The 10,922-nt window shown below is 43.9% G+C and carries 7 protein-coding genes; 5 read left to right on the top strand and 2 right to left on the bottom strand.

Annotated features, from left to right (window positions below):
• Positions 1-42 precede the first annotated feature (42 nt).
• From H6G48_RS20420 to H6G48_RS20410, 3 genes are all read left to right on the top strand, one after another.
• Positions 43-1,800, top strand: a complete 1,758-nt coding sequence (locus tag H6G48_RS20420; RefSeq protein ID WP_190723006.1) for an ABC transporter ATP-binding protein/permease — start codon at positions 43-45, stop codon at positions 1,798-1,800.
• A gap of 38 nt (positions 1,801-1,838) precedes the next feature.
• A complete protein-coding gene (locus H6G48_RS20415) occupies positions 1,839-2,852 on the top strand; it encodes a hydroxyacid dehydrogenase (protein ID WP_079210277.1) in 1,014 nt (337 codons plus the stop codon).
• Positions 2,853-2,928: 76 nt separating this feature from the next.
• Entirely contained in the window at positions 2,929-3,864 is a 936-nt protein-coding gene (locus H6G48_RS20410) for a class I SAM-dependent methyltransferase (protein ID WP_190723005.1), read from the top strand.
• A 571-nt stretch (positions 3,865-4,435) separates the two neighbouring features.
• Here H6G48_RS20410 and dnaN read toward each other — a convergent pair.
• A complete protein-coding gene (gene dnaN / locus H6G48_RS20405) occupies positions 4,436-5,584 on the bottom strand; it encodes a DNA polymerase III subunit beta (protein ID WP_190723004.1) in 1,149 nt (382 codons plus the stop codon).
• Positions 5,585-5,987: 403 nt separating this feature from the next.
• On the opposite strand from dnaN, the gene hemL reads away from it, so the two are divergent.
• Positions 5,988-7,289, top strand: coding sequence for a glutamate-1-semialdehyde 2,1-aminomutase (hemL, locus tag H6G48_RS20400; protein WP_072923782.1), 1,302 nt, complete (start codon positions 5,988-5,990; stop codon positions 7,287-7,289).
• 525 nt (positions 7,290-7,814) lie between these two features.
• Complete coding sequence (locus H6G48_RS20395; protein ID WP_002761692.1) at positions 7,815-8,195, top strand: DUF1830 domain-containing protein; 381 nt, start codon at positions 7,815-7,817, stop codon at positions 8,193-8,195.
• An 8-nt stretch (positions 8,196-8,203) separates the two neighbouring features.
• Here H6G48_RS20395 and H6G48_RS20390 read toward each other — a convergent pair whose 3' ends face one another.
• Positions 8,204-10,831, bottom strand: a complete 2,628-nt coding sequence (locus H6G48_RS20390) for a chloride channel protein (protein ID WP_190723003.1) — start codon at positions 10,829-10,831, stop codon at positions 8,204-8,206.
• Positions 10,832-10,922: the final 91 nt, after the last annotated feature.

Below are 10,922 nucleotides of genomic sequence, written 5' to 3'. Positions count from 1 at the left end.
AAAATTCAAGGCATTTCCTAAAAGTTACCCTATATTCAAACTATGCAAACTCCATTTTTTCAACAAGAAACCGTAAAAAGTTCTCATCAATTTTTTGACAATCTGAAATTGATTGCCGCTCCTTACTGGTATCCAACCGATCCTAAAGGAAGGACATTTTCAGAGGTAATAAGTTCATGGGGAATGCTGTTTCTCCTTGTTTTAGTAATTGTTGGACTGGTGGCCTCTAATGCAGTTAATAGCTTCGTTAATCGCTATTTGGTTGATGTCATTATTCAAGATAAAAATGCCTCTAAGTTTATGACAAGTTTATTACTTTATGGCTTAGGATTACTTTTAATTACCCTGTTTACTGCATTTTCTAAATTTGTTAAAAAAAGAATTATTCTGGATTGGTATGAATGGCTAAATCAGCAGGTTGTTACCCAATATTTGAGCCATCGCGCTTATTACAAAATTAATTTTAGATCCGATGTGGATAATCCGGATCAAAGGATAGCCCAAGAAATAGAACCCATTGCTAGAAATGCTGTTAATTTTGGAGCTATTTTATTAGAAAAAGTCTTAGAAATGACTACTTTTTTAGTAATTCTTTTCTCAATTTCCCGACTAGCCGCCTTGATTCTAGTGGCTTATACAATTGTCGGCAACCTAATTGCTGTTTCTTTAAGTCGAGAATTAGATAAGATTAGTCAAGAAGAACTGGAATCCAAAGCTAATTACACCTACACTTTAACTCATGTTCGGAATCATGCTGAATCTATTGCCTTTTTTCAAGGCGAAAATCAAGAGTTGAAAATCATTCAACGTCGATTTAATAATCTCGTCAGAAATTCTCTCAGTAAGATTGATTGGGAGAAAAATCAAGACATTTTTAGTCGAAGTTATCGCTCAGTTATTCAAATATTTCCCTTTGTCGTCTTCGCTCCGGCCTATATTCGGGGGGAAATTGATTTCGGACAAGTTAATCAGGCTATTATTGCTTGCAGTATGTTTGCTAATGGTTTTTCTGAGTTAATCCTTGAATTTGGTTCTTTGGGCAGATTTTCCAGTTATGTTGAGCGTCTATCTGAATTTTCGTCGGCCTTAGAAGAAATGGACCGACAACCCAAGGATGCTAGTACCATTAAAACCCTTGAACAAAATGAGATCGAGTTTGAGGATGTTACTTTACAAACACCGGATTATGAAAAGGTAATTGTTCAACATTTATCCCTATCTATCGAACCAGGCGAAGGTTTATTAATTGTCGGACCGAGTGGACGAGGTAAAAGTTCTCTATTAAGAGCTATTGCTGGCTTATGGAATGCAGGAACTGGTTGTTTAAAACGACCTCCCTTAGAAGAATTTCTCTTTTTACCTCAACGTCCTTATATTATTTTAGGAACTCTAAGAGAACAGTTACTTTATCCTAAAACAACCCGTGAAATGACCGATGGAGAACTTGAATCCGTTTTACAACAAGTTAATCTTCAAAATATAGCCACAAAAGTTCATGGCTTTGATGCGGAAGTTCCCTGGGAAAATATATTATCTTTAGGAGAACAACAACGCCTTGCTTTTGCACGATTGTTAGTAACCCATCCCCGCTATGTAATCTTAGATGAAGCCACAAGTGCTTTAGATTTGAACAACGAACAAACCTTATATCACCAGTTACAAAAAGCACAGACAACTTTTATTAGCGTAGGTCATCGAGAAAGTTTATTTAAGTATCATCAATGGGTCTTAGAACTTTTAGAGGATTCTAGTTGGCGACTTGTTTCCATAGATGATTATCGAGCCTCAAAATCTCTGTAACTGTTTCATTGCTAAAACTCAATTTAGGAAAAATTACGATGACTACTACTTCACCAAAAACTCTGACTATGGATATTCAAAAACACAGGGTTCTTTTAATCGGAAAAATGTATGATGAAGCGGGGCAAAAACTTCTTGAAGAATCTACTAATATAGAGATTTTGTCCAACCCTACACTGGATAAAATTAATGAGGCCATTCAAGAAGTATCTGGCGTATTTGTGCGTTATCCTAATAAGTTAGAGGCTTCATCAATCCGATTAGCAAAACAATTAAAAGTAATTAGTACCTCTGGATTTGGCACAGATTCTATTGATATTATGGCAGCAACAGAACAGGGGGTTATCGTTGTTAATAATCCCGGAATGTCAACTACAGCTGTAGCAGAACACACCTTATCTATGATTTTAGCCCTTGCTAAAAAGCTCCCTTTTTTAGATCATTGTGTGAAAAAGGGTAACTATTTAATTCGCAATCAGATGCAACCGATTCAACTCGAAAACAAGACCCTTGGTATTGTAGGTTTAGGAAGAATTGGTACTCTGGTGGCTCACAAATGTAACCTAGCACTGGGGATGAGAGTATTAGCTTATGATCCCTATGTTCCAGCCAGCAAAGCGGAGACAGTAGGAGCAACTTTGGTCAAAGATTTAGATGTTCTTCTGGCTGAATCGGACTTTGTTTCTTTGCATACTGAACTAACAAGTGAAACGCGGGAAATGTTTAATATCTCAGTTTTTAAAAAGATGAAACCAACAGCTTTTTTAATTAATACCTCCCGGGGAAAAGTCGTTTGTGAAAAGGATTTAGGGATCGCCCTTAATCAAAAATTGATAGCTGGATGCGCCCTCGATGTCTTTGAACCAGAACCGCCGGCTTTAGATAATCCTTTATATAATTTTGAGAATGTCATTCTCTCACCTCATTTAGCCGGAGTAACCCCTGAAGCGAGTCTAGCGGCTGCTGTTTCGGCGGCGAATCAAATATTACAAGTGCTTCAGGGAGAGAAGCCTCCTTATATGATTAATCCGGAGGTGTGGAATCTTTTTTAAAGCATCTAGAGAATCTCAGGGATTCGGTTAATTAAAAATGGCAATATTTCTGCAAAATCCTTAGGAGGATAATAATTTGGAAAACATCGGCAAAATTCCCCTCAAAGATGAATGGCGTAATCGCTGGGCAACCATCAAACAATTTATCCTTAATCCGGTTCGAGAAATGGCGTTTTTGCAAGATCAGTTTCAAGTTTCTGAACTGTATACTAATATAGCGAAACGCGATCCTCATCTTCATGATCCTAATTTTCCCCAATGGCTTAATTTTGGTTATTGGCAAGAAGAAACAACTTATAACGGAGCTTGTGCCGCTTTAGCGCGTAAATTAGCCGAAGTAGCCGAACTTAAAGCCGGAGATCACCTTTTGGATGTGGGTTTCGGTTTTGCTGAACAGGATTTACTCTGGGTAAGAGAAAACAATGTTGGCTCAATTATCGGTCTAAATACAACCGAGTTACAAGTAGAAATTGCTCAAGAAAGAGTAGCTAAAGCAGGTTTATCGGACAGGATAAAACTTCAAGTCGGCTCGGCTACTCAAATACCTTTTCCTGAGAATTCTTTTGATAAGTTGACCGCTTTAGAATGTGCTTTTCATTTTGACACTCGTGAGGATTTTTTCGCGGAAGCTTTTCGAGTTTTGCAGCCCGGTGGAAGGTTGGCTATAGCGGATTGTTTGCCTAGAGTGGGTCGAGAAATTAACTTCTGGCTGCGGGTTAATAGTAAGAAAATGTGTATTCCCTTTGCTAATCAATACGACCGACATACTTATGTGGAAAAACTCAAAAAGCATGGATTTGTTAATATCCAAGCTTTATCTATTAGTGAATATGTTTGGCCGGCAATGGTTCATTATTTTGCCCAGATTAGCCAAGGAATTAGTAAGCATGATTTAGTTATCGATCTCCAGAAAGATAACCCTGGACTTGAAGCTTGGTCAAGCAATCGGGGTTGGTTTATGGCGTTTGATGATTATCTTTTGTTTTCGGCAGAAAAGCCTAAATTAAACTGAGTTCGGTTTAAGCAGATTGATGTAAAACCCAGTCCATAGATAGGGGGGACTTCTTGTTAGCGATTGGCTATTAATCAAGGAGTTGAGAATCTAGAATTGGCCAAGGTTTTCTAACAGTCCCTTCTATAGCGTTATCCCGAACGCAGGTTAAGCTAGAAATCGCTAGTCACCCCCCAGATGTAGGGCTGATTCATTCTCTCTTATGTCATTCTCTCAACTCCTTATCTGGTAACGTTTTTAGTCGATTTCTCGGAAATACATAGCTGAAAATTTGTCAAAACGTCGTGCTTTGTAGGTTGATTCATGAATCAACCTACTATGAGAGCAAAAACCGGTACTCCCCTGCTCCCTAACTTACCTCGTAAGCGATTAAAGGTAGCAAAAAAAAGAATTAGATTCGGAGAATGAATTAGCCCTAGGATTAAGGGGGGATCGACACCCCCCTTATCAAGGGGGGATTAAGGGGGGATCGAACCCAAAATCTATCTTCAATTTAATTATAACCAGCTACTTACAATCCAGTGCTTGGGATAGGTTAAAAACAGATCCCACAATTCCGATTAAGTCAGAATTACTGACGAATTTGTACCGGCATCACCAAATAGGTCATCTTTAAACCTCCCAAGGGGGTAAAAATAACCGGTTGGGTACTAGCATTTAACTTCATTTGGATATCATTATTAGGTAAAGCCTTCAAACCGTCCATCAAATATTTAACATTAAAGGCAATATCGCCGCTTTCTCCCTGAATTTCCGCCGCCATGGACTCTTTGGCGCTACCTAAATCAGGAGATTCCACCGCTAGGGATAAACGGTCATTTTCGCTATCGAGACTAAACTTGACTAAGTTATTCTTTTGGTCCGATAAAACCGCCACTAATTCCAAACAACGGATTAATTGTTTGCGGTCTAAAACCAAAGAGCGCTCGAAGGATTTAGGAATTAACTGATTATAAGTGGGATAGGCCCCTTCTAACTTACGACTGGTTAACCTCTGTTCCCCCATTTCAAAGATGACTTGAGAATCATCCACGTGCAGAGTAATAGTCTCGATATTTTGTTTTGTTGCCATCATTCTTTCCAATTCTCGCAGGGCCCGGGCCGGAATGGTGACATTAAAGCCACCAGAGGCACTTTCTACCTCCTCTAGGGGAGTTTGTACCACCGCTAAACGATGACCGTCTGTAGCGGCAAATTCTAGACAATCGACGGTTTTAGTTAAATGTACCCCCGTCAACACCTGTTTAGTTTCATCGCCACTAGCGGCAAACAATGCACCTTTTAGTCCCTCTGTCAAGGCAACTATAGGTAAATTAACAATTTCCCCATCGGCCACCGTGGGCAATTCTGGGAACTCATCGGCCTTCATGCCGCGAATTTGGAACTGTGCCGAGGCAGTTTTCAGGAAAGCGAGACTATGCTCCTCATCATTCTCGTTTTCTTCCACAGAGATAGTGATTTCCCCCTCTCCCAAACGAGAGACAATATCGTTAAGCAATTTTGCCGGCAGGGTAATTTTGCCCCCTTCCACCACCTCGGCCCGAAAACTGGTGCGAATCCCTAAACTCAAATCAAAAGCAGTCAGGCTAATTTCGCCCTTTTCCTCATCGGCACAAAAGAGAACATTGCCCAAAACCGGATGGGTAGGACGACTGGCAACGGCCCGACTAACTAGGGATAAATTGCTGTTGAGTTCGCTTTGACTACTGGTAAATTTCATAGCAGGAATAGTTTTTTTGTACGCTAAGAAATAATAGCAAGAATTCCCCTGTGGAAAATCTGTGGAAAACCGGAGCTTTTTTTGATCGCTCTTTCTGGGCTAAAATCTATCAATAGCAATAACTTCGCCCATTGCTAGGTTTTTACTGCAATTCTGAAAAGATTGTGGAAAAATTGTCAAAAGTGAAATTTTTGCCCTTTCTCAGCCAATTCTATAAGCTGTTAACCATCAAGCTATAAGTCAAGAAGAGCGAGACTTGAGCCGACCAGCGCTCTTCCTAGGGAAAAATTGCGTCAAATGTAGGCCAGTGATCTTTAAAATGGAACAAGCAGCAGGAAGTTAACAAAACAAAGCTCCTGGCATTCCCCGAAACCGATAGACTCAAATAGACAAGGAGACAGGATTGGTTAGCACATCTTCGTATCAAACAACAAAATCGAAAGAAATCTTTACAGCCGCTCAAAAATTAATGCCGGGGGGTGTAAGTTCCCCCGTGCGGGCCTTTAAATCCGTCGGTGGTCAACCCATCGTTTTTGAAAGCGTCAAAGGGGCCTATATTCGCGACGTGGACGGTAACGAATACATAGACTATGTGGGAACTTGGGGGCCGGCTATCTGTGGTCATGCCCATCCCGAAGTGATTGCCGCCCTACACGATGCCCTAGATAAAGGGACCAGTTTCGGGGCTCCCTGTGTCCAGGAAAATATTCTCGCTGAAATGGTGATTGATGCCGTTCCCAGCATTGAAATGGTGCGTTTTGTCAATTCCGGCACCGAAGCCTGTATGTCCGTCCTGCGCTTAATGCGGGCTTTTACCGGCCGGGATAAAATCATCAAATTCGAGGGCTGTTATCACGGTCACGCCGATATGTTCCTCGTTAAAGCCGGCTCTGGTGTAGCCACCCTGGGCCTACCCGACTCGCCGGGGGTTCCCAAAACCACCACTAACAACACTTTAACCGCCCCCTACAATGACCTGGAAGCGGTAAAAGCCCTCTTTGTCGAAAATCCCGACTCGATTGCCGGGGTGATTTTAGAGCCAGTGGTGGGTAATGCCGGCTTTATCGTGCCGGATGCTGGCTTTTTAGAAGGATTGCGGGAATTAACCAAGGAATACGGGTCCCTATTAATGTTTGATGAGGTAATGACCGGATTCCGCATCGCCTACGGTGGCGCTCAGGAAAAATTCGGCATCACCCCCGATTTAACCACCCTCGGCAAAGTTATCGGCGGTGGGCTGCCAGTGGGGGCCTACGGCGGTCGGGCCGATATTATGGCGATGGTGGCTCCGGCCGGCCCGATGTACCAAGCGGGAACCTTATCCGGCAACCCCCTGGCCATGACGGCGGGAATTAAAACCCTAGAGTTACTCCAGCGCCCCGGCACCTACCAATATCTCGATAAAGTGACCAAATCCTTAACTGAAGGGCTGCTGAAAGTGGCCAGAGATGCTGGTCATAGAGTTTTTGGAGGTCATATCAGTGCCATGTTCGGGATGTTTTTCACTGGCACCCCCGTGCATAACTATGAAGAGGCCAAAAAGGCCGATGTGGCTAAATTCGGTCGTTTTCACCGGGGAATGTTGGAAAGAGGCGTTTATCTAGCTCCTTCCCAGTTTGAAGCTGGTTTTACTTCTTTAGCTCACACAGAGGCCGATATCGAACGGACTTTGGCCGCCGCTCAAGAGGTTTTAGAAAGTTTATAGTTAATACTGCTTCGGCCGGGAAAATCGATTGATAGAGTCCCAAGTATGGATGAGTTGACATTTCCCCGCTTGCAAAAGACGGGGATTCTCAGGGGAAATTTGGCTAGAAACCCCGAACAATCGAGGGATTATTATCCCCAGCACTGTAAAACTTATCAGTCCCAGCACAGGCCGCCCCTTTTTAGTCAACCAGATCGATAAGATCAAGAGCAAGAGGTATCTAACTTGACAAAAATTACCTCGGTTTCGATAATCCTGAAACCGTCAACAAAATTGAGTGATAAATAGCCTAGCAAAAAATCAAGAAAAACAGCAAAAAAACGTAGTTCCCCCCTTGACAAATAGCCAAAACTAGGCAGTAGTTAAATTTAATGATTTTTTAATAAAAACCGCCTTCTATCACCAGAAAAAGCGATCGGTAGATTTTTATCAGAGTAATGTAATCATCTTTACAACTATCGGGGATCAAAGGATGTTAGGGTGAAGGAGCGATGACAAACCCACTTTAAGATCACCCCAATTGCTATGGCACAGATTCTCGATCCCCTCCCCAACGGCAAGAAAAATAGTATTCTTTGTTGTTATGTCAATGCGACCAGTCATATTCAAATTGTTCGCATCACCAATATTGCTAACTGGTATTTTGAAAGGGTGGTTTTCCCGGGGCAGCGTTTAGTATTTGAGACCCTAGCCGATGCTTTCTTAGAGATTCATACGGGGATGATGGCCAGTGCCATCCTTTCCGATAATATCCCCTGTGAACGCCTTTATATCAGCGATGGGGATGACGATGACTCCGATGGTCAACTAGAGGGGGAAATATTCTACCCCCATTCCCTAGAGGAAAGTCAAGGGGCGAAAATTGACAATACCGTACCCTTCGGTTTAAGTTTAGCTTCCGCCTAGCTAATAAACTAATCTGATAATTCCCCTCGCACGAGAATCACAGTGCAATTAACGGCACGGGCAATCGTCGAGGGGATATTGCCATTTAAGAACTGATTGAGCAAACTTTCCCTGGACGCACCCAAAAGCACCAAGGAACAGTCTTCCGATTCTACCAGATTAATTATTGCCTCGGCCGGAGAGGCCGAAGGAATCGGTAAAGGCACGATCATCTGTGCGATCGCTTTTTGTAAAGATGCTTGTAAAACTTCCAAAGTGGACAGATCTGGCAGTAACTCCGTCGGAGAATAAATTTTACATAACCAAAGTTTGGGATGATCCGAAGACTCGGACAAAGACAGCAAACTAGGCAATAATGCTAAAGCTCGTTGAGCATTGGGACCGCCGGCGGTGGGAATCAGCCAAATCCTTTCCCGATTAAGATCATTGGGAAAACAATCCTTTGTCCCCAATTTTACCAAGATGGTTTCACAGGGAGCTTCAGCAATCAAAGTATCGACTAAAAACCCGAAAATCGCCCCAGTAGTCGATTTTTCCCCCGTCCAACCCATAATTAATAAATTGCTGTGTCGTTCGCGAATCGTGGCTAAAATCCCGTCGGCGATATCCTGAGCCACGGAAATTTGTGTATGAACAGAGATATTCTGCCGTCGGGCTAATCTTTCCAGACGATGAAGTAATTTGCGTCCTTCCCGCGTATCTACCCTGACTTCCGCCGGAGAACTAAGACGAGGCACAGTAATCACATAGAGACAATCTATCTCATAATTGCGTTCACGGGCGATCGCAGCAGCAATTTTAAACAAAGCGGTAGCGGTGTCGGGATTGGCAATGGGTAACAAAATCCGGCCTATTCCCACGGCCGGGGAACGAGTTTGATAAACCACATAGGAAGGGGTACTGGGTTGGGGCAGTTGACAAACTCCCCCCAATTGATCGGCTTCCACCCGAATAATATCGGTGCGGGTAATGATCCCCACCAGTTTTTGACCGTCGGTAACAGGTAAACGGGAAAGCTGATAGCGATTTAAGAGAAATAAAACATCGCTTAAAGCTGCCTGGGGGGCCACGGTAATCGGATTGGGAGTCATGATCTCCCGTAGGACGGTTTGACTGTTTTTTGATCGCCATTTATCCAGATCACTTTGGGTAAAAATCCCCAATAGTCGCCCCTGTTCCACCACGGGAAAACCGCGATGATGGGAACGGGACATAATTTTCACCACTTCCCCCAGGGGTAAATCTGCCGCCAGAATTTCCACCTGCGATTGCATCACATCCATAGCCGACAGATGGGCCAGCACATCATTAGCAGGGGTTTCCTCGTTGAGAATAATACCACTAGCGGAAAGTAAATGCTGATAGAGGGAACCGGGGTGAATGCTTTCGGCAGTGATATAAGAAACGGCACAGGTCAACATCAGGGGCAGCACAACATTAAAATTGCGATGCAGTTCAAAGACAATCACGATCGCCGTTACTGGAACCCTGACTACTCCCGTAAAAAAAGCCCCCATACCGGCTAAAGTATAACTAGGTTCGCTGCCGAAACCCATCATTTTCGTCTCGATTCCCCCCACCAGAAACCCCAAACAGGATCCCAACACCAAAGCGGGGGCGAGCAGTCCTCCCGGGGCGCCGGAACTATAGGAGATCATCGTCAGGAAAAAATAGACCACAAAAGCGAGGGCGGTATTCTGCCAACTTAATTCCCCTGCCAGCAAAAATTCGCGTAAACCCGTATTATCTCGAAAAAAGTCGGGTAAAAAAGCCACTACCGTTCCCGATAAGCAACTGACCAGACCGATGCGCCAAGCTAAAGATAACCGCCAACGCCGCTGCATCTGACTACAAAAAAGGATGCCTTGATTGAATAAAGCCCCCAATAAGCCCGCTAAAGCCCCCAAAAGGCAATAAATGGGTATTTCTTGGGCAGAGAAGCTAATATTGGCATATTCAGTGATAATCGAGGGGGTATTCTGCAGCATCATCGAAACCACGGCCCCGGTAAAGGAAGCCACGATCGCCGTTTCTAGGGTCATACTGGAGACATCGCGCATTAATTCCTCGATCACAAAGAGGACGCCGGCGATGGGAGTAGTAAAACCGGCCGCTAACCCGGCGGCTGCCCCGGCTGCGATCATCTGACGACGGTGATCGGGACTGGTGGGCAGCCAGACGCTTAATTGGGCCGCTAGGGCCGCCCCGATGTGTACCGTGGGGGCGCGACGACCAAGGGTTAAACCACCGCCAAGGATCAAGATCGCCCCGATCATTTTTACTAGGGCGACCCGCCAAGACAGGGGCAAAGGATATTTAGCTAAGGCCGCTTTTACTTGGGGAATACCACCCCCGGCGGCCGCGGGGGAGAAGTGTTCGACAATCCAACCGGCACTGTAACCGAGCAGAAAACCGCCGAGGGGCAAAACTAGGAAAGGAGAGGAATTGGCTACTAGATGCACCCGCCAACCACCTAACCAACCGATACCCAATTTCAGGATAATAGCGGCAAGGGCGGAGAGAATTCCGATTAAACAGGCGACCAGTAAAGCATAACGACTATCGGTTGCGCTACGTCCGAAGTGTTGGGATTTAAACCACTGACGGAGGTTTTGGTGACGGGCAAAAAGTCCCATAATTATCAGGGAGAATCAAGGCAATGGCGGAGCGAGGATTTATTTAGGGTTCTGATTCCTCGTTTCTTTAATCATAGGCCGTTAAGTTCTG

The organism is Microcystis flos-aquae FACHB-1344 (assembly GCF_014698375.1).
Taxonomy (GTDB): Bacteria; Cyanobacteriota; Cyanobacteriia; order Cyanobacteriales; family Microcystaceae; genus Microcystis; species Microcystis aeruginosa.
Note: the sequence above shows the minus strand (reverse complement) of the source record. Positions and strands in the feature narration are given on the sequence as shown.

Excerpts from the sequence above, each read along its gene's own strand:
- H6G48_RS20390 (WP_190723003.1), bottom strand. The coding sequence starts at position 10,831 with ATGGGACTTTTTGCCCGTCACCAAAACCTCCGTCAGTGGTTTAAATCC.
- H6G48_RS20415 (WP_079210277.1), top strand. The coding sequence starts at position 1,839 with ATGACTACTACTTCACCAAAAACTCTGACTATGGATATTCAAAAACAC.
- H6G48_RS20395 (WP_002761692.1), top strand. The coding sequence starts at position 7,815 with ATGGCACAGATTCTCGATCCCCTCCCCAACGGCAAGAAAAATAGTATT.
- H6G48_RS20420 (WP_190723006.1), top strand. The coding sequence starts at position 43 with ATGCAAACTCCATTTTTTCAACAAGAAACCGTAAAAAGTTCTCATCAA.
- dnaN (WP_190723004.1), bottom strand. The coding sequence starts at position 5,584 with ATGAAATTTACCAGTAGTCAAAGCGAACTCAACAGCAATTTATCCCTA.